18 protein-coding genes are annotated in these 22,786 nt (G+C 59.4%); 9 read left to right on the top strand and 9 right to left on the bottom strand.

What is annotated here, in order from left to right; genetic code table 11:
- The first annotated feature begins 78 nt into the window (after window positions 1-78).
- Both WJM78_RS10025 and rplY read left to right on the top strand, forming a co-directional pair.
- Window positions 79-936 carry a hypothetical protein gene (locus WJM78_RS10025; protein WP_339015440.1) on the top strand — a complete coding sequence of 286 codons (858 nt, stop codon included), beginning with the start codon at window positions 79-81 and terminating at the stop codon, window positions 934-936.
- A gap of 106 nt (window positions 937-1,042) precedes the next feature.
- Window positions 1,043-1,330 (top strand): 50S ribosomal protein L25, encoded by a 288-nt coding sequence (gene rplY, locus WJM78_RS10020; protein ID WP_042037696.1) that lies wholly within the window; start codon window positions 1,043-1,045, stop codon window positions 1,328-1,330.
- A 143-nt stretch (window positions 1,331-1,473) separates the two neighbouring features.
- Here the strand turns inward: rplY and WJM78_RS10015 are convergent, their stop codons facing one another.
- From WJM78_RS10015 to WJM78_RS09990, 6 genes are all read right to left on the bottom strand, one after another.
- Entirely contained in the window at window positions 1,474-2,118 is a 645-nt protein-coding gene (locus WJM78_RS10015) for an MBL fold metallo-hydrolase (protein ID WP_042037698.1), read from the bottom strand.
- 31 nt (window positions 2,119-2,149) lie between these two features.
- A complete protein-coding gene (mnmH, locus tag WJM78_RS10010) occupies window positions 2,150-3,265 on the bottom strand; it encodes a tRNA 2-selenouridine(34) synthase MnmH (protein WP_339015438.1) in 1,116 nt (371 codons plus the stop codon).
- Window positions 3,262-4,299: a selenide, water dikinase SelD gene (gene selD / locus WJM78_RS10005; protein WP_042037702.1), complete on the bottom strand. Its 1,038-nt coding sequence runs from the start codon at window positions 4,297-4,299 to the stop codon at window positions 3,262-3,264. Before selD ends, mnmH begins: the two co-directional genes overlap by 4 nt.
- A 388-nt stretch (window positions 4,300-4,687) precedes the next feature.
- Window positions 4,688-5,872: an acyltransferase gene (locus WJM78_RS10000; RefSeq protein WP_339015435.1), complete on the bottom strand. Its 1,185-nt coding sequence runs from the start codon at window positions 5,870-5,872 to the stop codon at window positions 4,688-4,690.
- A 341-nt stretch (window positions 5,873-6,213) separates the two neighbouring features.
- Entirely contained in the window at window positions 6,214-7,407 is a 1,194-nt protein-coding gene (locus WJM78_RS09995) for a class I SAM-dependent methyltransferase (RefSeq protein ID WP_212513153.1), read from the bottom strand.
- 114 nt (window positions 7,408-7,521) lie between these two features.
- Window positions 7,522-8,952, bottom strand: a complete 1,431-nt coding sequence (locus WJM78_RS09990) for a methyl-accepting chemotaxis protein (protein WP_042037713.1) — start codon at window positions 8,950-8,952, stop codon at window positions 7,522-7,524.
- Between the two features lie 85 nt (window positions 8,953-9,037).
- On the opposite strand from WJM78_RS09990, the gene yccX reads away from it, so the two are divergent.
- Window positions 9,038-9,310, top strand: a complete 273-nt coding sequence (gene yccX, locus WJM78_RS09985; RefSeq protein ID WP_287146461.1) for an acylphosphatase — start codon at window positions 9,038-9,040, stop codon at window positions 9,308-9,310.
- 69 nt (window positions 9,311-9,379) lie between these two features.
- Here the strand turns inward: yccX and WJM78_RS09980 are convergent, their stop codons facing one another.
- Together WJM78_RS09980 and metG are read right to left on the bottom strand one after the other, a co-directional pair.
- Window positions 9,380-10,015, bottom strand: a complete 636-nt coding sequence (locus WJM78_RS09980; RefSeq protein WP_339015431.1) for a glutathione S-transferase family protein — start codon at window positions 10,013-10,015, stop codon at window positions 9,380-9,382.
- A gap of 205 nt (window positions 10,016-10,220) precedes the next feature.
- Window positions 10,221-12,254, bottom strand: coding sequence for a methionine--tRNA ligase (gene metG / locus WJM78_RS09975; protein WP_339015429.1), 2,034 nt, complete (start codon window positions 12,252-12,254; stop codon window positions 10,221-10,223).
- Between the two features lie 186 nt (window positions 12,255-12,440).
- On the opposite strand from metG, the gene apbC reads away from it, so the two are divergent.
- The 4 genes from apbC (at window position 12,441) to WJM78_RS09955 (ending at window position 16,837) form a co-directional block, all read left to right on the top strand.
- Window positions 12,441-13,523 (top strand): iron-sulfur cluster carrier protein ApbC, encoded by a 1,083-nt coding sequence (gene apbC, locus WJM78_RS09970; protein ID WP_042037722.1) that lies wholly within the window; start codon window positions 12,441-12,443, stop codon window positions 13,521-13,523.
- Window positions 13,524-13,632: 109 nt separating this feature from the next.
- Window positions 13,633-14,277 (top strand): uridine kinase, encoded by a 645-nt coding sequence (gene udk, locus WJM78_RS09965; protein ID WP_042037723.1) that lies wholly within the window; start codon window positions 13,633-13,635, stop codon window positions 14,275-14,277.
- A 63-nt stretch (window positions 14,278-14,340) separates the two neighbouring features.
- Window positions 14,341-14,922: a dCTP deaminase gene (dcd, locus tag WJM78_RS09960; protein ID WP_042037725.1), complete on the top strand. Its 582-nt coding sequence runs from the start codon at window positions 14,341-14,343 to the stop codon at window positions 14,920-14,922.
- Between the two features lie 442 nt (window positions 14,923-15,364).
- Window positions 15,365-16,837: an inorganic phosphate transporter gene (locus WJM78_RS09955; RefSeq protein WP_339015426.1), complete on the top strand. Its 1,473-nt coding sequence runs from the start codon at window positions 15,365-15,367 to the stop codon at window positions 16,835-16,837.
- A 748-nt stretch (window positions 16,838-17,585) separates the two neighbouring features.
- Here WJM78_RS09955 and rne read toward each other — a convergent pair.
- A complete protein-coding gene (rne, locus tag WJM78_RS09950) occupies window positions 17,586-20,744 on the bottom strand; it encodes a ribonuclease E (RefSeq protein WP_339015424.1) in 3,159 nt (1,052 codons plus the stop codon).
- A 413-nt stretch (window positions 20,745-21,157) separates the two neighbouring features.
- Between rne and rluC the strand changes: the two genes are divergently transcribed.
- Both rluC and WJM78_RS09940 read left to right on the top strand, forming a co-directional pair.
- Entirely contained in the window at window positions 21,158-22,102 is a 945-nt protein-coding gene (gene rluC, locus WJM78_RS09945; RefSeq protein ID WP_209418522.1) for a 23S rRNA pseudouridine(955/2504/2580) synthase RluC, read from the top strand.
- Window positions 22,102-22,749 (top strand): HAD-IA family hydrolase, encoded by a 648-nt coding sequence (locus WJM78_RS09940; RefSeq protein WP_339015421.1) that lies wholly within the window; start codon window positions 22,102-22,104, stop codon window positions 22,747-22,749. Before rluC ends, WJM78_RS09940 begins: the two co-directional genes overlap by 1 nt.
- Window positions 22,750-22,786: the final 37 nt, after the last annotated feature.

The raw sequence follows: 22,786 nt of genomic DNA, 5'->3' as shown, positions 1-22,786 counted from the left end.
TTAACAGCGTGATATCGTTTTATGAGGAGGGGCTGTCAGTCAGATGGCCCCTTCAAACCACAAGTCAGGGAGGCAAGGATGCTGGGGATCTGGTTGAGTGTGGCGCAGGTGGTGATCAGCGGTTACCAGCCTATTGCAGAGCAAACCTGGGTGCAGTTGAACCCGGAATATTACCCGCTGCATCGCTCCCCGCCGGCCATGTTCGTGGCCTGGCGGGGCAATCAGTTCCCCCTGCTCGAACTCAAGCAGAAGAAGGGGCGCTGGCAGGTGCTGTTTCCGGCCCGGCTGGTGCCGCCCTTCGATCTGTTTGAGGGGGAGGCGCAGCTCTCCAAGGCGTATCTTGCCAGGCTCAGGCGCATCGATGAGGCCGCTTATGGCTTGGCACCCATCGCGCCTGTCACGTCACCGCATTATGGCGAGCAGGCGGTGGCCAGTCTGGGGGTCCCCTTCATGGCTGAATTCACGCCGCCAGTGATGCCGGGTCAGCCGCGCGCGGCCAGTTTGGGCGCAGAGCCGCAGGGTGTGAGCCTGGCCCTGAACGCAGCCTGGCGCGCACCGGATACCCTGCTGGTCCATGTTGCCCATGGCGAGGTGACGCCTGCGGTGAACGCATCCCCCAGCGGTGAGACGCTGACGCTCTCGGCGCCAGCGGTCGGCAATGGCAAGCGGGTCTGTCATCAGGTGGCATCCGGAGAGACACTGTGGCGCATCGCCGCCAACCTGGCCCAAAATGGCACTGTCACTGGGGCGGCGGGAGACACTTACAGCTATCTGTTGGCCATCGTTGATGACAATCGTCCGCTGATGGGCAACAGTATCCGGGTCAAGGCGGGGGATACCCTATACTGTCCGGCTCCCCAGACCCTGGCCCGCTTCGATGCCCTGAGTGCGGCAGAGCGACAACAGCGGTTTGTTCGGCTGGAGCAGGGGCGTTAAGGTCTCTTGTTACTGTTCTGGGCCCGTGCTAGTATGCGCCCTCGTTTTGCGAGGTGCTGACCGGTCGCAGTCAGCACCATAAATTCATCTATATGAGATAACCACTATGTCTTTCGTATTCCAAGCTGAAGTCCGTTCTGACCTGGGGAAAGGTGCGAGCCGCCGCCTGCGTCACGCTGACCAAGTTCCTGCCATCATCTACGGTGCCGGCAAAGAAGCTCAGTCCATCACTGTTGACCACAAAAAATTCATCATTGCCCAAGAGAAGCCGGAATTCTACGAATCCGTGCTGACCCTGGTCATCAACGGTGAAGAAGTCAGCGTTAAAGTGAAGGCTATCCAGCGTCACCCGGTTAAGCCGAAGCTGGTTCACCTGGACTTCGTTCGCGTTTAATCGCGAGCTATCCAGTTGAAAAAAGCCACTCTCAGGAGTGGCTTTTTGCTGTCTGGCGTTTGATGCAACGCGCAGCAAACTATGAAAAAGAGGGCAACCCCGGGGTTGCCCTCTTTTTTTGCGTGGCTGGCCCTCTGCGCCCGTTACCAGAGAGGCTGGGTCAGGTAGGGGTTGCTTGCTTTCTCACGACCGAAGGTGGAACTGGGGCCGTGGCCCGGAATAAAGACGATCTCGTCACCCAGTGGCAGCAGGGTCTCGGTGATCGACTTAATCAGGGTGGCGTGATCGCCCCGGGGGAAGTCGGTACGGCCAATGCTGCCGGCAAAGAGCACATCGCCAACCCAGGCAAGTTTTTCGGCCTGGCTCAGCAGCACGATATGGCCCGGGGTGTGGCCGGGGCAGAAATGGACCTCCAGCTCGCAGTTGCCCAGCGTCACCTTGTCACCCTGCGCGAGCCACTGGTCGGGGGCGAAGGCGGGGGTATGGGCGAAGCCGAACATCTGGCTCTGCTGGGGCAGCATGTCGAGCCAGAAGGCGTCTTCTTTGTGGGGCCCGGTAATGGTGACGCCGGTCTTTTCCCGCAGCTCAGCCGCCGCGCCCACGTGATCCAGATGACCGTGGGTCAGCAGTATGTGGGTCAGGGTCAGCCCGCGCTTGGCGATGGCGGCCAGAAGTTTGTCCGCTTCGCCACCCGGGTCGATCAACGCCGCCTGACGGGTTTCATCACACCAGATAAGGGAGCAGTTCTGGGCGAACTGGGTGACCGGGATCACCTCGAATGTCAACATGTGGGGTCCTCTTGTTAGAAAGGGGATGAGGTCAGCCTTGTTGCGCGTTTGTGCGCTGCTCGGCGAAGTAGTCGAGACAGGCCTGCTTGTCACCCCGGAACACGATGCGCTCCTGCTTGTTGCCAAGCTGGTAGAGATACATGGGGTCGTAGTAGCGGGTCAGCAGCAAGGTGATCCAGGCCAGATGCGGCTCGGTCGCGCCACTGCTGGCCTGCTCGGTGAGGGCTGTCTGCATCAGCGCATCCAGCTCGCGGTGAGCCTGATCGCCGAGGCGACGCTTGAGACGGGCCAGTGCATCGGTGAGGTAGGCGGCAAACAGCGGCCAGCCCTCTTGTGCGCCGAACATGGCCTGATAACGCAGCCAGAGATCGTGCACATAGTCCTGGCGGATCTGTTCGGCCCTCTCTCCCTGCGGCACATCCACCACCACCAGCGGGGCCTTGCACATGGAATCGAACAGCGTGTTAGGCAGGCAGCAGCGGCCAATCAGCCGGCTCTCATCCTCCACCACGAAGGCTTGTTCGCCCTTGTGGCGGCGCTTGAGCAGCTCGATGGCCATGTTGTTTTCAAAGTTGATGTTGCTGGGCTGGCCGCCGGGCAGCTGACCAAAGGAGGAGCCCCTGTGGCGGGCATGGCCTTCCAGGTCGAGCGCCTGGGCCACATGGCCCAGCATATGGGTCTTGCCGGAGCCGGTCATGCCGGTCAGCACGCTCCAGTGGCACTCGGCCGCGGCCTTGTCCAGGGTATCGATCAGAAAACGGCGCAGCTCCTTGTAGCCACCGGCGACCCGGGGACGGGTGATCCCGGCATCAGCCAGCCACTGTTGAACGGTTTGTGAGCGCAGGCCACCGCGAAAGCAATAGATCAATGCCTCGGGCTGCTGGCGCAACTGTGCCAGCCAGCCTTCGACTCGCTCGGCGCGTACCGCTCCCCCCACCAGGGTGTGACCAAGCTCAATGGCGGCGGCCTGACCCTGCTTCTTAAAGCAGGTCCCCACCTGGGCTCGCTCATCGTCTGTCATCAAGGGCAGACTGGTCGAGCAGGGGAAGGCCCCCTCCTTGAACTCGATGGGGGCGCGCACGTCTATCAAGGGCACATCGCCTAAAAATATGTGGGCGTAGTCCGTGGCCAGTGGTAATTCACTCATTGGACAATCTCGATAAAGCGGGTGCCCTCAAGGGGCTTGATCTGGCCGATGGGCGAGAGCGCAAGGCCCGCTTCCCGCGCGATGGCGAGCAGCTCGGCTTCGCTATCCTTGCCCACGGCGACCAGCAGGCCACCGCTGGTTTGCGGATCGCACATGATGTTGCGGGTGCGGTCATCCATGGCATCCAGCTTGTGGCCGTAGGAGTCGTGGTTACGCAGGGTGCCGCCCGGTACGCAGCCCTCGGAGAGGTAGTAATCCACCTCGTCCAGCAGCGGCAGCGCTTCGAAGTCGAGGCGGGCACTGACTTTGGAGCCTTCGCACATCTCCAGCAGGTGACCGGCCAGACCAAAACCGGTGACGTCGGTCATGGCGTGAACCCCCGGCAGCTCGGCAAAACGCTGGCCAATCTTGTTGAGGGTGCACATGGCGTTGGGGGCCAACTGCTCGTGCTCGGGCTTGAGCTTGCTCTTCTTCTGGGCGGTGGTGAGGATGCCGATGCCAAGGGGCTTGGTCAGATAGAGGGTGTCACCCACCTTGGCGGTGTCGTTCTGCTTGATGGCATCCAGAGGCACGATACCGGTTACCGCGAGGCCGAAGATGGGCTCGGGGGCGTCGATGCTGTGGCCACCGGCCAGCGAGATCCCCGCTTCATGGCACACCTGACGGCCACCGTCGATCACCTGCTGCGCAATCTCGGGAGCGAGCGTGTTGATTGGCCAGCCGAGAATGGCGATGGCGACGATGGGCTTGCCGCCCATGGCGTAGATGTCGCTGATGGCGTTAGTGGCGGCGATGCGGCCAAAGGTAAAGGGATCGTCGACGATGGGCATGAAGAAGTCGGTGGTGGAGACAATACCCTGACCGTTGCCGATATCGACCACGGCCGCGTCATCCTTGCTGCTGTTGCCCACCACCAGGGTCGGGTCGTCAAAGCCCGGGATCTGGCTCTTGAGAATGGTGTCGAGCACCTTGGGAGAAATTTTGCAGCCGCAGCCAGCACCGTGGCTGTATTGGGTCAGACGAATGGAAGACATACTTACCCCTTATGCAGAGGCTCTGTGGAGCCGTCTTGGTCAATGGGCGGCCTTGTAGAGAGGAAGACAAGAAGCCGCAAATATGGGTGGCCTCGGTGCCAACAGCGGCAGCGATGACTGGCAGTTATGGAAGGCCGCCAGGCCGGACGGGGAACAAAGGGCGACAAGGTGCGCCAGCGCAGCCCCGCCAAGGGCCACAGGACGGGGCATTATGCCACAAATGCCCTCTCTGGTTCGAACTGGAATTCATACAAAGCACAGGGGATTGGCGGGAAAAATGAGAGAGGGGACAGCCTTCGCCATACGCTGGCCGTGAGGCATATCCCCCTGTGTTGTCCCGATGAGGCTGAGCCTGTCTCGCTTCGGGGCCATGTTTGGGCGGCGGACCTTACCCGGCTTGCTCCATCACCGGCTGGCGAGCCTTGCCCCAGCGGCGCAGACGCCGTTGCAGTGGCCGCTCCAGCAGGTTGTAACTTAAAGAAGATAGCCCGATCAGCACCGCCAGCATCAGCAAGGTCGCCACCACGCCCAACAGCGGGTGGGTCTGGGCATACCACCACGCGGTGAGCTCCGGCGCCAGGTAGTGGATCAGTTCGCAACCCGTGAGCAATACCAGCGCATGCAGCAGGTAGATGGAGTAGGAGAGATCCCCCAGCCAGTTGGTGAATCGGTTGTCCAGCAGGCGCAGCAGCGGACTCTGGCGCGCCCCCTGTGCGGCGGCAATCCAGATCAGCAGCACGTAGGCACCAATGAGCAGCAAAGTCAGTGGCGGCGTCATGGTGAACTGCATCAGCGCGAAGGGCAGCACAAAGGCGATCAGCAGCGGCAGATCCCGTTGCATCATGGGCAAGCGTTGTGCGGCCTTAACCCTGGGCAGCAGCCAGAGCCCGAGCACAAATTCACTCACCCCGCGCCCCACAGCCAGCGCCCCGCTGGTGACATCCAGAGTGCCGCGACTGTGCACGATAAACGCCAGCACCGTCAGCGCCAACAGGGGCGCGAGATGGCTCCAGCGACTGCGGGATACCGCGAGCGGAATAAGCAGCGGGAACAGCAGGTAGCTTATCCACTCCACGCTGAGCGACCAGGCGGCGAAGTTCCAGGTCAGTCCGTGATCCGTCACCACCTGTAGCAGCAGGAAGGCGCTTGGCAGTGCCTCGGCCGGGGTGAAGGGGGAGCCGAAGGGGGGCATACCTTCCCACTCCCACATCTTGAACAAGGGGCCTGCATAGAAGCCCACCCCGTGCTGCGCCTTGTAAAGCTCCCAGCCAACCAGCAGCACCAGGGTCATAAAGTAGAGGGGGTAGACGCGGGTCAGCCGCAGCCAGAGAAAGCGGCCATAGCCCAGGGTGCGGGGCGTGCGGGTGAAGGCCTCCCCGTAGACGTGGGCCAGCACCAGTCCGCTCAAAATAAAGAACAGATCGACCCAGAGGTAGCCGTTCTCGATGAGTTGCGTGTGGCCTGCGATCGACTCCATCCACTGGGGAAAGAGCACTAATCGGGCATGGAACAGCACCACCATCAGGGCAGCGATGCCCCGCAGCGGCGTTAACAGCGGCAATGATTGATTCATATCGGGATCCCTTGTGATGTTCAGCTTGGCCTGACATCGTTTTTTGTTGTTGTGCCGCCCATCAATCCTGACGGGGCGGCGGCCCCGGCTTGGCTGCCGCAGGCGGGATCACACTACAAAAAAGAGAGTCATACGGGTGTGATTTAAGTCATAAATGTGCAGGGATTGTGCAAAAAAGTTAAACAGAGAAACAGTGGAGAGCAGGTAGGGAAAGAGGAGCAGGGCGGAGAGGCTGGTCATCGGGATGGGGGGCGAGTTTCAGGCTCAGGTCTATACACAGCGACGCAAAACAATCAGGCCCGCAAGGGGCCTGATTGATCACAAGGGAAGATGACGGCCGATCAGCGGGCGCGCACCACCAGACCCTTGAGGTAGAAACCTTCCGGATAGGCGGTGCCGATGGGGTGATCGGAGGCTTGTGACAACAGCTCCAGGATCTGGGCATCGCGACCGGCATCGAGCGCCGCATCGGCCACTATCTTCTGGAACAGGCTCTGCTCCATCAAGCCAGAGCAGGAGTAGGTCAAGAGCACACCACCCGGCGCCAGCAGTTGGAACGCCAACATGTTGATGTCCTTGTAGCCGCGGCAGGCACCCAGCAGCTGGGCCTTGCTCTCGGCAAACTTGGGTGGATCCAGCACGATGACATCGAACTTCTCGCCCTTTTCGCGGTATTCACGCAGCAGCTTGAACACATCGTGGCGGACGAACTGGGTGTTGCTGATATCGAGCCCGTTGAGCTCGGCATTCTGGCGAGCGATATCCAGTGCATTCTGGGAGAGATCGACGTTGACCACCTCTTTGGCACCACCCTTGAGGGCATAAATGCCAAAACCACCGGTGTAGCTGAAGCAGTTAAGGACACGTTTGCCTTCGGTGTACTTGGAGACCGCCTGACGGTTGTCGCGCTGATCCAGATAGAAGCCGGTTTTGTGGCCGTTGCGAATATCCACCAGGATCTTCACGCCGCCGTTCTCTTCGATCACGACCGGTTCGGTCGGGGCTTCGCCATGGATGACACCGGTGCGCTCTTTCAGCCCCTCTTTTTTACGTACTGCTACGTCGGAGCGCTCATAGATGTTGCACTCTGGGTAGAGGGTACGCAGCGCCTGGGTGATCAGCTCACGCTGGAACTCGGCACCGGCGGAGAGGATCTGGCACACCAGAAAATCGGCATAACGGTCGATGGTCAGGCCCGGCAGGCCGTCAGATTCGGCAGCGCACAGGCGATAGCCGGTGAGACCCTGACGCTTGATCAGCGGATCGCGAGACTCTTGCGCATATTTGAGGCGGCGGATAAAGAAGTCGAGATCGATTGTCTCTTCTTTATCGAAGGTCCAGACCCGGGCACGGATCTGGGAGCTGCCTGACCAGGCACCACGGGCGAGCCATTTGCCATCGTTGGCGTAAATCTCGACGGTATCGCCGTCAACGGGGTTGCCTTCAACCCGCTCAATCCCCTTGGAGAAGATCCAGGGGTGACGGCGCAGCAGGGATTTTTCGCGGCCTTTGACGAGATAGATGAAAACGCTCATGGGTGTTTGCCGATGGTAAAAAGAAAAGGGGCCACATTCTATGTGGCCCGCTGGTAAAACTCAAACAACCTTGGCAAGAGAGCCCGGTTTGTCTGATCTGGCATCGGGCTCAGATCAGCTCTTGATCCCCTTCAATGCTTGGGCCAGCTCGGTTGCCGTGCCTTTGAGCCCGGCAGTGCCGGCCACCGAAGCGCTGGCGGATTCCTCCACCTGACCCGCTTCGTGGCGCACCTGGTCCAGGTTGCGGGTGATCTCCTCGGCGACTGAACTCTGCTCTTCGCTGGAGGTAGCGATCTGGGTACTCATCTCCAGTACTGCATCGCTGTGATGGCTGAGCTTGTCGATGTCGAGCCCTACTTCGCTGATCAGCGCCTGGCTGCTGGCAGCGCGGTCAACGGTTTTCTCCATGATGTCGTTGAGGGCACCGGTACCGGTCTGCAGCTCTTCGATCATCTGCTGGATCTCGACGGTGGCCTGCTGGGTGCGGCTGGCGAGGGTGCGCACCTCGTCGGCCACCACCGCAAAGCCGCGTCCCTGCTCACCGGCCCGTGCCGCCTCGATGGCGGCGTTGAGCGCCAGCAGGTTGGTCTGCTGGGAGATGGCGTTGATGACGTTGACCACCTCGTTGATCCGGTTGGCGTTGTCGGTCAGCCGCTCTACCGCGCCGGAGGCATTGCCAATCTCGTCGGCCAGGGTGCGGATAGTGGCGATGGTAAGGGATACCCGGGCGGCGCCATTGGCCGCCTCTTCGCTCGACTGACGGGTCTGTTGCAGGGTGTCGTTGGCGTTGCGCGCCACTTCGCGGATGGCGGCCGACATCTGCTCCATGGCGGCGGCCAGGGAGTCCATGTGCTGGCGCTGGGAGCGGGCCATGGTTTCCCCTTCGCTGGCGTGATCGCGAAACTCGTCGGCGGCCATGGTGAGCGCCTCGGCAGACTCCTCCACCAGTTGTACTATCTTGTGCTGGCGGTCGGTGAATCTGTCTATGCTGCCCGCGAGGATGGAGAACTCGTCCCGCACCGGGAAGAAATTGAGGCGGAAGGTGAGATCCCCGTCAGCCACTGTCTGCAACGCCTTGTTGGTGGAGTAGAGGGCACCGGAGACAAAGGTCATCAGATAGTGGGTGATGAGGGCCAGCAAGGCCGCCAGCACGGCGATGATGGTGAGGGTAGTACCTTGTCCTTCCCACATGGAGTAGCGACCGGCATCCAGGCTGCCTGTCACGAAACCGGCCTGGCCTGCGCTGGCGCTGAAACGGTAGTTGTCGCCCTGCTGGCTCAGGCCGGCACTGCCGGTCGGGCTGACGGTAAGATCGGCGGGCAGGGTGAGGGTGGCTTGCTGGCTTACCAGTTGGGCGCTGGTCTCGACCCGTTGTTTGAGTTGATCCAGCCGGATCTGCATCTGCTGATCATGACCATCAGCCAGCAGGTACCCGGTGAGCAAGGCGATGAACAACAAAGGGCACCAGAAGGTGATGAGAAATTTTTCGCTGATCGTGAGGTGAATGAGATAACGGTCAACCCACCGGAATTTTACTTCTTTCATAATGGCATTGCGTCCTGCAAGGGGAAGAGAGTGTCGCGCTCATTATCGCCTTGGGGGAGAATTTCTTAAGGGGAAGGTGTGAGAAATGAGAGAGCAATCGTTTGTCGTACGAGTCTGGGGTCAGGTGCAAGGGGTTGGATTTCGCTACTTCACCCGAGAACAGGCGCTGCAACTGGGGCTGCGCGGCCACGCCTATAACCTGGAGGACGGGTCGGTGGAGATCCTGATCTGTGGGCCCGAGCACAGGGTGCAGATGATGCTGGGCTGGCTGGAACACGGGCCGCGCACCGCCGAGGTGACCCGGATGGAGTATGCAGAGGCGCCGCCGCCCAAAGGGAGTGGCTTTCATACCAATTGAGCGCAGCGAAACCGCCATGTCACGCATGAAAACGGGAGCCATCGGGGCTCCCGTTTGCACATGTTGGCGTCAGCTGGCCTGGGCGGCGTCGGCGATGGCCTGGGTCTTGGCCAGCACGGCCTGCAGAGCCGGGCGTTTGGCCAGACGATCCCGATAGGCGGCCAGCTTGGATGGAATGGTCTGCTCGAAGCGGGTTGCCCACATCAGGGTATGGGCCAGCAGTAGATCCACCAGGGTGATCTGCTCGCCCAGCAGGTAGCCGTGCGCCGGCACCCAGGACTCGGCGATGGCTGCCGCCTTGTCAAACTCCCACTTGGCGGTGGGGAAGATGGCCGGCAGGCGCTGTGGTTCGGGCAGTGCAAACTTGTGCTTGCCGATGGTCCACAAGGGTTGCTCCAGCTCACAGGTGATGAAGCTGACCCACTGGGCATGCAGCGCCGATGCCTGCGTTCCTCTGGCTGGCAGCCAATCTGCACCATAGTTTTCTGCCAGGTACTGCATGATGGCGGCAGATTCGGTCAGCACAAAATCCCCATCTTTGAGCACCGGCATCTTGCCGCTCGGGTTCAGCGCCAGAAACCAGTCGCTGCGATTCTCGCCCTTGGCGAAATCGAGAAACTGAAATTGCCACGCCACGCCCAACTCTTCCAGTAACCAGGAGATGCGCAGGGCTCGACTGACAGGGGTTCCGTATAAGGTGATCATGCTTGCTCCTTGCCTGATGGAGGGGGCCGATGTGCGGCCCGAAGTGAACAGGCAGTCTAGGCAAATTGCGTGGCGGCAACAAGCCGATATGGGAGTGGTGGCGATGGGAGGCCGCTGCCATGCCGTGTAAAATGCCGTGTAAAAAGGGGGATCAAAAAAGAGAGGCCAAATGGCCTCTCTTCTCATGGGGGGTGAGCAAGCGTGCTTATTTGACGCGCATGCCTGGCTGAGCGCCTTCCTGCGGCTCCAGGATCCAGAGATCCTTGCCGCCCGGGCCTGCGGCCAGCACCATGCCTTCGGACATGCCAAAGCGCATCTTGCGCGGCGCCAGGTTGGCCACCATCACGGTCAGCTTGCCTTCCAGATCTTCCGGGTTGTAGGCAGATTTGATGCCGGCGAATACCTGACGGGTTTCACCGCCCAGATCCAGTTGCAGCTTGAGCAGCTTGTCGGCCTCCGGTACCGCTTCGGCCTTCTTGATCAGTGCGACCCGCAGGTCAAGCTTGGCGAAATCATCAAAAGAGATGGTCTCGCTGATGGGGTCGTCTGCCAGCGGGCCGGTGATCTTGGGGGCTTGCTCCTTGGCAAGGTCCTCCTTGGAGGCCTCTATCATGGCTTCAATCTTGGCGGGCTCGATGCGGGAGAAGAGTGCCTTGAACGGAGTCAGCTGATGGTTGGTCAGTGGCAGTGCCACACCATCCCAAGTGAGGGTTTCACCCAGGAAGGCTTCGGCACGTTCGGCCAACAGCGGCATGACCGGCTTGAGGTAGGCCATCAGCACACGGAACAGGTTGATACCGACCGAGCAGACCGCTTGCAGCTCGGCGTCTGCCCCTTCTTGCTTGGCCAGTACCCAGGGCGCCTTCTCATCCACATAGCGGTTAGCCTTGTCGGCCAGCGCCATGATCTCGCGGATGGCACGGCTGAACTCGCGCGCTTCATAGGCCTCGCTGATGGAGGCGCTGGCATTGGCGAACTCGGCATAAAGCTCGGGCTCGGCACAGGTGGCGGCCAGTTTGCCGTCGAAACGCTTGGCGATGAAGCCGGCGTTGCGGGAGGCGAGGTTGACCAGCTTGTTGACCACGTCGGCGTTGACCCGCGCCACGAAGTCATCCAGGTTCAAGTCCAGATCGTCGATGCGGCTGTTGAGCTTGGCGGCGTAGTAGTAACGCAGGCACTCCGGATCCAGGTGGTTCAGATAAGTGGATGCCTTGATGAAGGTGCCCTTGGATTTGGACATCTTGGCGCCGTTGACGGTCACATAGCCGTGCACGTTGACCTTGGTCGGCTTGCGGAAGTTGGCACCTTCCAGCATGGCTGGCCAGAACAGGCAGTGGAAGTAGGCGATGTCTTTACCGATGAAGTGGTAGAGCTCGGCGCTGGAGTCTTTGTTCCAGTAGCTGTCAAAGTCGATGTCGCCGCGCTTGTTACAGAGGTTCTTGAACGACGCCATGTAGCCGATGGGGGCATCCAGCCAGACGTAGAAGAACTTACCCGGCGCACCCGGGATCTCGAAACCGAAGTAGGGGGCATCGCGGGTGATGTCCCACTGCTGCAGGCCGCTCTCGAACCACTCCTGCATCTTGTTGGCCATCTCTTCCTGAATGGCGCCAGAACCGCGCACCCAGCCGGCCAGCCAGGTTTCAAACTGCGGCAGGTCGAAGAAGAAGTGCTCTGAGTCTTTCATGACTGGCGTGGCGCCTGAGACGGCGGATTTCGGATCGATAAGCTCGGTCGGGCTGTAGGTAGCGCCGCAGCTGTCACAGTTGTCGCCGTATTGCTCCGGAGACTTGCACTTGGGGCAGGTGCCCTTGACGAAGCGGTCCGGCAGGAACATGGATTTTTCCGGATCGAACAGCTGGGTGATGGTGCGACCCTTGATAAAGCCACCGGCTTTCAGACGACCGTAAATCAGCTCCGCCAGCTCGCGGTTCTCGTCGCTGTGGGTGGAGTGATAGTTGTCAAAGCTGATGTTGAACCCGGCGAAGTCGGTCTGGTGCTCTTTGGAGACGGCCGCAATCATCTCTTCCGGGGTGATCCCCATCTGTTGCGCTTTGAGCATGATGGGGGTGCCATGGGCATCATCGGCACAGATGAAGTGCACCTGATGACCGCGCATTCGCTGATAACGAACCCAGATATCGGCCTGGATGTGTTCCAGCATGTGGCCAAGATGGATGGAGCCATTGGCATAAGGGAGGGCGCAGGTTACCAGCATTGTACGAGGATCAGTTGCCATATAGTCGTTCTTGATGTGCTTGTTGGGATGATACAGTGCCGTGCATGTTACCCGAATTGGGGGTAGCCTGCCTAGGGTTGTGGCGCTGTCCGCCCTGGTGCTCGCGCTGGTTGGCAAGCAGGCAAGCCACTGATTTGTGTGCGGTAACCGTTCACCTCAAGATAATGACAAGATAATGAGGAGTTAATGGTGATTGATTCAGTAAAACAGATCCTGGCCGAATTTAAACCGACAGGGTGGGGCAAGGATCTGGTTGCGGCCGGGTTTGTGCGCAGCGCAGCGTTGCAGGGGAAAAGCCTGACCATAGCGCTGGTGTTGCCCTTTGCCGGGCGTTCCCTGTTTGAGCAGATCAAGCAGGACTTCGATGTCCGGCTGCGCGGCGCCACCGGCGCTACTCGCATCGACTGGGTGTGTGACATCGAGGTGGCCAGCTTGCCGCGGGCGCAAGGGCTGGCAGCGGTGCAGGGGATCCGCAACATCCTGGTGGTCGCCTCCGGCAAGGGCGGGGTGGGCAAGTCCACCACGGCCGTCAACCTGGCGCTGGCGTTGCAAAAGGAGGGGGCGCGAGTCGCCATTCTGGATGCGGATATCTATGGACCCTCCATTCCGACCATGATGGGAACGGTCAAGGAGCGCCCCAGCAGCCGTGACGGCAAGCTGATGGAACCCGTGATGGCCTGCGGCCTCAAGAGCAACAGCATCGGCTATCTGGTGGATGAGCAGGACGCCACCATCTGGCGTGGCCCCATGGCGAGCAAGGCACTGGCCCAGATCCTGCACGAGACCCGCTGGGGCGAGGTGGATTATCTGGTGGTGGACATGCCGCCAGGCACGGGTGACATCCAGCTCACCATGGCCCAGCAGGTGCCGACCTCGGCGGCGGTGATCGTGACCACGCCGCAGGACGTGGCGCTGGCGGATGCCCGCAAGGGGGTCGCCATGTTCAACAAGGTCAATGTGCCGGTGCTCGGCATCATAGAAAACATGAGCTATCACCTCTGCAGTGCCTGCGGTCATCACGAGCCCCTGTTTGGGACCGGCGGCGGCCAGAAGATGGCGGAGCAGTATCATGTGGCACTGCTTGGTCAGCTGCCGTTGCACATTGATATCCGCCAGCACATGGATGATGGCCGCCCGACCGTGTTCGGTGCACCGGAAGGGAGCCTGGCTCAGGCCTATATGAAACTGGCTCGGCGGGTGGGGGCTGAACTCTATTTCAGCGGTAAACCGATTGCGACCCCCCTCTATACGGTGGCGCTGGATGAATAATCGGCTGTCGTGTGGTTGAGGTGGATTTGAGGGTGGGCATGGCTCACCCTTTTTTATATAATGGATCGGTTTAAACAATCCCCACTGCTCTTCTCTTTAGGTATTTTCAATGTCTGATACTCAACATTCGTGTGTGATCATCGGTATTGCTGGCGCATCCGCGTCTGGCAAGAGCCTTATAGCCCAAACCATTTATGAAGAGCTGGTGGCCGAACTGGGCGCGGGGGAAATCGGTGTCATCTCCGAAGATTGCTACTACAAGGATCAATCCCATCTGACAATGGAAGAGCGGGTCAAGACCAACTATGACCATCCCAGCTCAATGGACCACAGCTTGCTGGTTGAGCATCTTGGCTCTTTGCTCAAGGGGGAAGGGGTAGACCTCCCGCAATATTCCTATTCCGAGCATACCCGGATGGCAGAAGTAAGCCATTTTGCCCCACGCAAGGTGATCATTCTGGAAGGTATCCTGCTGCTGACCGACAGCCGCTTGCGTGATCTGATGGATGCCTCCATCTTCATGGATACCCCGCTGGATATCTGCCTGCTGCGCCGTCTGGTGCGTGATGTGCAAGAGCGTGGTCGTACCATGGATTCCGTGCTTAAGCAGTATCAGAAGACGGTACGTCCCATGTTCCTGCAGTTTATCGAGCCTTCCAAGCAGTACGCGGACGTGATCGTACCCCGTGGTGGCAAGAACCGCATCGCCATCGACATGCTCAAGGCGCGTATCCGCCACATGTTGATTGGTTGAGATGAAACAAGCCGGGTGATGCCCGGCTTTTTTAAATGAACATTTTGTCAGGAGAGTCGCCCAATGCGTCTTTGTGATACCGATATTGAACGCCATCTGGATGAAGGCAAGATCGTCATTGAGCCAAGACCCGGTGTTGAGCGGATCAGCGGCGTCAGCGTCGATGTACTGCTGGGCAACGAGTTTAGAGTGTTTCGCGATCACACTGCCCCCTATATCGACTTGAGTGGCCCGAGCGGCGAGATGGCTGATGCCATCGATCGGGTGATGAGCGACGAGATCCACATTGCAGATGGGGAAGCCTTCTATCTGCACCCGGGCCAACTGGCGTTGGCGGTAACTTATGAATCCGTTACTTTGCCGGCCGACATCGTCGGTTGGCTGGATGGCCGCTCCTCCCTGGCCCGGCTCGGGTTGATGGTGCACGTCACCGCACACCGGATCGATCCGGGTTGGTCCGGTCGCATCGTGCTGGAGTTCTACAACGGCGGCAAGTTGCCGCTGGCGCTGCGTCCCAAGATGAAGATCGGCGCACTGAACTTCGAGATGCTCTCCGGGGCAGCGGCACGTCCCTATAACAAGCGGGAAAATGCCAAGTACAAGAGCCAGCAGGGCGCTGTTGCCAGCCGTATGAATCAGGATTGACCAGCGGTGTTGCATGATCCGGTCGACAGCCGAACCGGTGGCAAGGTGTTAACGAAGGGTGCCATTGGCGCCCTTTTTTTCGGGTTTGGCACGGATTGGGGCGACAGGGCAGCATGGGACGGGTGTAAAGGGGTAGGGGAGTGGCTTGCTTTCGCATGCCCTGTGTACAGATGTCGCGATTCTGTCGGTCGAAATCTGACGGTTAAGGTGAGCTAAACACAGTGTTGCCGTGCAAGATTGTGATGAATTGTCCCCATTTGGGGACTTTTTTTGTCAGCGTGGGTCTGTTTAATTAATCGCAGACAAGCCTTGTGGTGACTGGCTTTAAGTTATTTTTTGATAGAATGCTCTTTTTTTTTCTTACTGAAATATTTCAACAGCGGGTATGGCACAACCAGCCTTCTGGCATAATCCGCCGCAACTCATAAACAGGTTTGTTTTTATGTTTGAAATGTTTAGTGGTTTGGGTTTGTGGTGGTCAATCGGTTTGGTATTGGCCGTTTTTTTTGTGTTGGCCTATGAGTTCATCAACGGTTTTCACGATACCGCCAATGCGGTAGCAACGGTTATCTATACCAAGGCGATGCCGGCTCACCTGGCGGTAGTCTCATCGGGGATCTTCAACTTTTTGGGTGTCATGTTCGGTGGTCTGGGGGTGGCCTATGCCATTGTCCACTTGCTGCCGATTGATTTGCTGTTGGGCATGGATTCCACCCAGGGTTTAATCATGGTGTTCTCCCTGCTGTTTTCCGCCATTGTCTGGAATCTGGGGACTTGGTTCCTGGGCATTCCGGCCTCCAGTTCTCACACACTGATCGGTTCCATTCTGGGGGTGTGCGGTGCCTATGCCTGGCTCAACCATCAGCCGCTGACTCAGGGTATCAACGTCGCCAAAGCGATCGACATTATGCTTTCCCTGATCATCTCCCCAACCGTTGGTTTTATCGTGGCAGCCCTGTTGTTGTTTGCCATGAAGCGAGTCTGGCTGGGCAGCAAGATCCACAAGACTCCGCAAGAGCGCCTGCTGGTGGATGGCAAGAAGCATCCGCCGTTCTGGGCCCGTCTCACTCTGGTCGCCTCCGCCATGGGGGTGAGCTTCGTGCACGGATCCAACGATGGTCAGAAGGGCATTGGTCTGGTGATGCTGGTGTTGATCTGCATGGCCCCGGCCTATTTCGCACTGAACATGAACAGCCGTTCCTACGATCTGGATCGCACTCAGGATGCCAACCAGCGCATCATGGAGATCTACCAGCGCAACCAGTCCGCGCTCTCTGGTGTTATCAACTTCTCTGCGCCGGCAACGGCTCAGGAAGAGCTGATGACCCACTGCTCCGCCGATGGCGTGCTGCAGGCGATGGCAACGCTGGATGCCCGTCTTGGCGCTGTGCGCACCTATGAAGAGATGGACCTGACCAATCGTCGGGAAGTGCGTCGCCTGCTGCTGTGTATTGACGACACCGCCCGCAAGGTGTCCAAGCTGCCGTTGCCGGCCAAGGAGTTGACCGATCTGGCCAAATGGCGCAAGGATCTGACTGCGACCGCCGAGTATGCACCGACCTGGGTGATCGTCTCCATCGCACTGGCGCTGGGTTGCGGGACCATGGTGGGTTGGCGTCGTATCGTCTACACAGTCGGCGAGAAGATTGGCTCCACTGGCATGACTTACAGCCAGGGCATTGCCGCCCAGATCACGGCTGCAGCTTCTATCGGTGTGGCCAGTTTGACCGGTATGCCTGTCTCCACCACCCATATCCTCTCCTCTGCGGTAGCGGGGACCATGGTGGCGAACAAGTCAGGCCTGCAGAGCCAGACCATCAAGACCATATTGATGGCCTGGGTGCTGACCTTGCCGCTTACCATGCTGCTCTCTGGTGGCCTGTTTCTTATCAGCCACCGCCTGTTTGGCGGCTGATAACAGCGCATATCCCAGACATTGACGAAGGGCCTACGGGCCCTTTTTTCATGTCTGCAGATTTAAATGGGGGAGTGCAAGGCACTTGTTTGGTCAGACGGAGGGGATGAGAGCCGATGACTTGTTTCTGATGTTTTTGACTCTTTATATGCCATCAAACTAGATGTGTTAGAGACACAGCAACACAAATGGACCAGTATGGATAATCCTGCCTATTCAACAATCGTCTATAGGCATCATAGGGTCCAATCGGATACAGGCATGCTGTCTGACTTGCCATCCGCTGAAAGGCATAGGGTGTGAACCTGGGGGTCAGGAGCGCGGCAACCTGTCACTCTGATGTTTGTGCTTGGCTCTGCGCGCGGGAGCGCTGTCGCCTGGGGCAAGTCGAGGTAATGGGGCGACCAGGATATCTCTCCAGGCCATGGCGCTATTAATTGATGGATATCCGCCTGACAAACACACAGGGTGACTCATAAGCAACAGGGCAGACTGGCTGGCTAGGCATGGCAGGGTACGTCACTAGGCGTTGCAGCTTATTGAGCCGTACAGAGTCGACTATTTTCGCGTATTGGCAGACTTGCGAGGAGAAGGCGTGGCTTTGGCGTGACAGAGTGCTTGATGCGCAAAGAGAAAATCTATGTGGAAAGGCAGGGGCCAGTGACTCAGTGACACCAGAGTCCACACTGAAGATAAAAAAGAGCCACACAGTGTGTGGCTCTTTTCCATCAGGCTAGCTGGTTGGCAATCAAGGACGACCAGCCGGGCTGGTTGCCACGTTGACAGCAGCCGTGCTACCACCATGACGGCCAGAGCTTGCCACATCATTGCGCACCAGCGGTGCCTGCTCGACAGGCGCACGGTCAGGCACGGCAGGGGCCGCCGCCGGCGTTGCCATCGGGGCAGAAGCCTTGCGGGCACCCGCCAGCAGACCGGCACCTTTCGTAGCCTGGTTGACCACGGGCGCAGTAACGGCAGCGGGTGCTACCGGTTCTGCCTGGGCGACCACGGCTACGACTGGCTCGGCAACAACAGGTTCAACAACCTGGGGCGCGGGTTCAGTTGCAGGTGCAGCTTCCGCGACAACGGGTGCAACAACCTCGGCAGCCACCTCGATGACAGGTGCGACTGTGGTAACGACGTCGTCAGCAGGCGTGACAACGACGCTCGCTTCGGCAACCACAGGCGTGGCCACCACGTCAGCGACAACCGGCTTGGCAGCAACAACAGGGGCCGCTTCAGGCTGGGTGTCGCTCACAACAGGGGCGGCGATTACCACGGCTTCGGCTTGCTCACGGGCTTCTTCGGCAACAGCTTCCACCACCACATGCTCGGTCAGCGCAGCAGAGGCTTGTACGGCGGCAGCAATGGCTTCGGCGCTCGGGATTGTGATGACGGGCACTGCCGGCTCTTCCACTTTCACCTGAGCCGCATCAGCCTGCGCGGCTGTGGTCAGGATGGTGGAGTCTGCTTGCTGCTCGTCATCATCGCGCTGACTGCGGGCATCTTCGTTGATGCGCTTGCGACGCTGACCTTCGATACGCTGGCTGCGCGGCGTACGACGGGAACGACGCTGGCTGTCGGCCTGTTCGTCACTCTGTTCCACTGTGTCAGCGGTATTGGCCACGGTAGCAACCGGCTCATCAGTCGGCTGGGTAGCAAGGTTGCTGACCGGTACATCGGCACGGATCTGCTTGCGCAGTTGACGACGTTCGCGGCGTTCGGCGACTTTCTGCTCTTTCTCCTGCTGAGGCTCGGCACTGACCACGGCAGTTTCAACGGCGTCGACCGCTTCAACGACCAGCTCTGCACGGGGCTCACGCGGGGCTCGGGGCTCACGAGCAGGACGCGGGGCACGCGGTTCGCGTTCCTGGCGAGGTTCGCGGGGCTCACGTTCCAGGCGCTGTTCTGTGCGCACTTCACCGCGGGCTTCACGTTCCTGACGGGGCTCACGCTCTTGACGCGGTTCGCGTTCTTTACGCGGACGACGATTGCGGTTTTCACCACCCTCGCGATTGGCCGCGCCTTCGCGCTTCTCGCCAGCTTCTGCTGTGTTGCGGTTGCTGCGGTTGTCGTCACGACGGGGACGCTGACCACGGCCACGGTTTTCATCACGCTGATGACGGTGACCTTCATCCTTGCGCGCTTCCCGCGGCGCAGCCGGTTTCTCGGCAGGCGCTTTGACGTCGCTCGGGGCGGCATCGCCAGCAAACAGACCCGAAATGGCCTTGAACAGCTTGCCAAACAGACCCGCTTCAGCGGCAACCTGTGGCTGTGCTGCGACGGGCGCAGGCGCAGCAGGGGCGGCCGGTTGAGGAGCCTGGACGAAGCCTTGCAGCAGCGGTTGCTCGCGCTCGATCACCTGAGCCTGCTTCGGCTGGTAGACCGGCTTGGCAATCTCGGTTTTGAGCTCGTAGCTGGCCGCTTCCGGGATCTCGTTCTGACGAATACGGGTCACTTCATAGTGCGGGGTTTCCAGATGCTGGTTCGGAATGATGTACAGACGTACTTCATTACGCTGTTCCAGACTGGCGATGGAGGCGCGCTTCTCGTTGAGCAGATAGGCGGCAACATCGACCGGCACCTGAGCATGAACCTGCTCTGTGTTGTCCTTCATGGCCTCTTCTTCGATGAGACGTAGGATGGACAAGGCCAGTGATTCGTTGTCACGGATGACGCCCTGACCCTGGCAACGGGGGCAGATGTGGCTGCTTGACTCGTTGAGGGAGGGACGCAGACGCTGGCGGGACATCTCCAGCAGACCGAAACGGGAGATCCGGCCCAGCTGGATGCGGGCGCGGTCCTGATGTACGGCTTCACGCAGACGGTTTTCCACTTCGCGCTGATGGCGAACCGGCGTCATGTCGATGAAGTCGATCACGATCAGACCACCCAAGTCACGCAGACGCAATTGACGGGCAATTTCGTCGGCCGCTTCCAGGTTGGTTTGCAGCGCCGTCTCTTCGATATCGCCGCCCTTGGTGGCGCGGGAGGAGTTGATATCGATGGAGGTCAGCGCTTCGGTCGGGTCGATGACGATGCTGCCGCCGGAGGGCAGGCGCACTTCGCGCTGGAAGGCCGACTCGATTTGGCTCTCAATCTGGAAGTGGTTGAACAGGGCAACTTCACCCTTGTACAGCTTCACGCGATTGAGGAAATCGGGACGAACCAGCTCGATGTGAGCACGGGCACGTTCAAAGATGACAGGGTCGTCGATCAGGATCTCGCCGACATCGCGACGCAGGTAGTCACGAATGGCGCGCACGATCACGTTGCTTTCCTGGTGGATAAGCACGGGAGCGGTACGGTCCTGTGACGCCTTGTGGATGGAGTCCCAGTGGTTAAGCAGAACGTTCAGATCCCATTCCAGCTCTTCCGGGGATTTGCCCACACCGGCGGTACGCACGATGAGGCCCATGCCGTCCGGCACAGTCAGTCCGTTCAGGGCTTCTTTCAGTTCAGTCCGTTCATCACCCTCGATGCGGCGGGAGATACCACCGGCACGGGGGTTGTTCGGCATCAGCACCAGGTAGCTACCGGCCAGGCTGATAAAGGTAGTGAGGGCTGCACCCTTGGTGCCACGCTCTTCCTTATCGATCTGGACGATCACTTCCTGGCCTTCGCGGACCACTTCTTTGATGTTGGGACGACCCTGATAGGAGTAACCGGAGGGGAAGTAATTGCGGGCGATCTCCTTCAATGGCAGGAAACCGTGACGCTCGGCGCCATAGTCGACAAAAGCAGCTTCGAGACTGGGTTCTACACGGGTGATTTTACCCTTGTAGATGTTCGCTTTTTTCTGCTCGTGTCCCGGACTTTCAATATCCAAATCGTAGAGCTGTTGTCCGTCAACAAGCGCTACGCGCAACTCTTCTTCCTGAGTCGCGTTGATTAGCATTCTTTTCATTGAGTTCTCGTTATTTTGTCATTTTGATTTCCTCCACAGGATCCTGCCGGCGCCGGCCTCGGGTCTTCAGCATACTTGGGCAACCTCCCGGTTGGGGTATGCATGAGGCGCAAACTAAGGGCGCTCTGGTTCGGCCTTCTCGAGAAGGCATGAATTAAGGATGCCGGTGTGGAGACAAATAATCGGTTCTGTTTGTGTTCTCCATGCGCTGTACCTCGCACCCGGGAACCGTCATGTTCTTGTATACACGGTGTTTCGGGATTGGGTGGCATAAATTTTGGCCACTTAGTACAAGGCTTGAACACAATGACAAAACCTTGTTTATTATCCCATTTAAACCACTTTTATAGCAAGGTGCCATTTTTCAACAAAGCATGCAGCCAAGGGCCGCCGGCGGTGTTAAAATCCGCGCCATGACACAGATACAACAACAAGTGCGGCTGCTCACCATCGAAGCTGAGCATGAAGGGCAGCGCATCGACAATTTTCTTAAGACTCAGCTAAAGGGCGTCCCCAAGAGCCTGATCTATCGCATCCTTCGAAAGGGGGAAGTGCGCGTTAACAAAAAGCGCATCAAACCGGAATACAAACTCTGCCCAGGCGACGAGGTGCGGGTCCCCCCCGTGCGGGTTGCCGAGAAAAACGAACTGCCCTCAGCCAACCTCGGTAGCATTCAGCGTCTGGAGAGCCAGATCCTGTTTGAAGACGACGCCATGATAGTGCTCAATAAACCGTCCGGCATGGCTGTGCACGGTGGCAGCGGCCTGAGCTTCGGTGTCATTGAGGGGCTGCGCGCTCTGCGCCCGGATGCCCGTTTCCTGGAGCTGGTGCACAGGCTAGATCGAGATACCTCCGGCGTGTTACTGGTTGCCAAGAAGCGCAGTGCCCTGCGCAGCCTGCATGAGCAGTTGCGAGTCAAGACCATGCGCAAACAGTATCTGGCGCTGGTGCGCGGCCAATGGCAGCCCCACGTCAAGGTGGTCAATGCGCCGCTGCGCAAGAATGATCTGCAATCCGGTGAACGGGTGGTGCGGGTCAGCAGTGATGGCAAGCCATCTGAAACCCGTTTCCGCATCGCCCGTCAATTTGCCGAGGCGACCCTGGTCGAGTGCAGCCCAATCACGGGTCGTACCCACCAGATCCGGGTGCATACCCAGCATGCCGGTCATCCGATCGCCTGTGATGACAAGTATGGGGAAGCGGCCTTTGACGAGAAAATGCGTAGCCAAGGGCTGAAACGGTTGTTTTTGCATGCTTGGAAGCTGAGCTTTACCCACCCGGTCGATGGTCGCGAGATGCAGGTGGAAGCCCCGCTCGCACCAGAACTCGACAACTTCCTGAACAAGCTGGCTCGCTGATGAAAGAGGTCCGACTCGCCATTTTCGACTGGGACGGTACCCTGATGGACTCGGTGGGGCGGATTGTGGCCTGCGTCGCGGGGGCGGCTCGCGATTGCGGCGAGCCGGTGCCCACTGCGATAGAGACACATCAGATCATAGGGCTCAGCCTGGAGGTCGGCATTCCACAGCTGTTTACGCTGGTGCCGGGTGGCGAGCGGGCCAACGCCCTGATCGCCCGCTATCGTCATCACTATCTGCATGACGGCACGCCCAGCCCGTTGTTTGCCGGGGCGAGTGGGCTGCTGCATCACTGGCACGGGCAGGGGATTGCGCTGGCGGTGGCCACCGGCAAGTCTCGCCGTGGCCTGGATCGGGTGCTGGATGATACCGGACTGCGGCCGCTGTTTGCCGCCACTCGTGGCGCAGACGAGGCCAACTCCAAACCCGCTCCCCTGATGCTGACGCAAATTCTGGATGAGCTGGGCTTAGCGGCGCATCAGGCGGTGATGATTGGCGACTCCATTCACGACATGGCGATGGCAGAGGCGCTGGGCATGCCGCGGATCGGGGTGAGCTGGGGCGTGCACGACAAGCGCCGGTTGCAGGCACATGATCCGCTTGCCGTCGTCGATACCATGGATGAGCTCAAGCGGTTGCTGGGCTAGCGCCTTGCCACATGTCTGATGAAAACGGGAGCCTTGG

Origin of the sequence: Aeromonas popoffii, from assembly GCF_037818705.1 — a bacterium.
GTDB classification, from domain to species: Bacteria; Pseudomonadota; Gammaproteobacteria; order Enterobacterales; family Aeromonadaceae; genus Aeromonas; species Aeromonas popoffii.
This window is presented reverse-complemented; position numbering and strand designations above follow the sequence as displayed.

Bases quoted from the DNA above. Each gene is read 5' to 3' on its own strand.
- WJM78_RS10025 (WP_339015440.1), top strand. From the start codon at position 79: ATGCTGGGGATCTGGTTGAGTGTGGCGCAGGTGGTGATCAGCGGTTAC.
- rplY (WP_042037696.1), top strand. From the start codon at position 1,043: ATGTCTTTCGTATTCCAAGCTGAAGTCCGTTCTGACCTGGGGAAAGGT.
- WJM78_RS10015 (WP_042037698.1), bottom strand. From the start codon at position 2,118: ATGTTGACATTCGAGGTGATCCCGGTCACCCAGTTCGCCCAGAACTGC.
- mnmH (WP_339015438.1), bottom strand. From the start codon at position 3,265: ATGAGTGAATTACCACTGGCCACGGACTACGCCCACATATTTTTAGGC.
- selD (WP_042037702.1), bottom strand. From the start codon at position 4,299: ATGTCTTCCATTCGTCTGACCCAATACAGCCACGGTGCTGGCTGCGGC.
- WJM78_RS10000 (WP_339015435.1), bottom strand. From the start codon at position 5,872: ATGAATCAATCATTGCCGCTGTTAACGCCGCTGCGGGGCATCGCTGCC.
- WJM78_RS09995 (WP_212513153.1), bottom strand. From the start codon at position 7,407: ATGAGCGTTTTCATCTATCTCGTCAAAGGCCGCGAAAAATCCCTGCTG.
- WJM78_RS09990 (WP_042037713.1), bottom strand. From the start codon at position 8,952: ATGAAAGAAGTAAAATTCCGGTGGGTTGACCGTTATCTCATTCACCTC.
- yccX (WP_287146461.1), top strand. From the start codon at position 9,038: ATGAGAGAGCAATCGTTTGTCGTACGAGTCTGGGGTCAGGTGCAAGGG.
- WJM78_RS09980 (WP_339015431.1), bottom strand. From the start codon at position 10,015: ATGATCACCTTATACGGAACCCCTGTCAGTCGAGCCCTGCGCATCTCC.
- metG (WP_339015429.1), bottom strand. From the start codon at position 12,254: ATGGCAACTGATCCTCGTACAATGCTGGTAACCTGCGCCCTCCCTTAT.
- apbC (WP_042037722.1), top strand. From the start codon at position 12,441: ATGGTGATTGATTCAGTAAAACAGATCCTGGCCGAATTTAAACCGACA.
- udk (WP_042037723.1), top strand. From the start codon at position 13,633: ATGTCTGATACTCAACATTCGTGTGTGATCATCGGTATTGCTGGCGCA.
- dcd (WP_042037725.1), top strand. From the start codon at position 14,341: ATGCGTCTTTGTGATACCGATATTGAACGCCATCTGGATGAAGGCAAG.
- WJM78_RS09955 (WP_339015426.1), top strand. From the start codon at position 15,365: ATGTTTGAAATGTTTAGTGGTTTGGGTTTGTGGTGGTCAATCGGTTTG.
- rne (WP_339015424.1), bottom strand. From the start codon at position 20,744: ATGAAAAGAATGCTAATCAACGCGACTCAGGAAGAAGAGTTGCGCGTA.
- rluC (WP_209418522.1), top strand. From the start codon at position 21,158: ATGACACAGATACAACAACAAGTGCGGCTGCTCACCATCGAAGCTGAG.
- WJM78_RS09940 (WP_339015421.1), top strand. From the start codon at position 22,102: ATGAAAGAGGTCCGACTCGCCATTTTCGACTGGGACGGTACCCTGATG.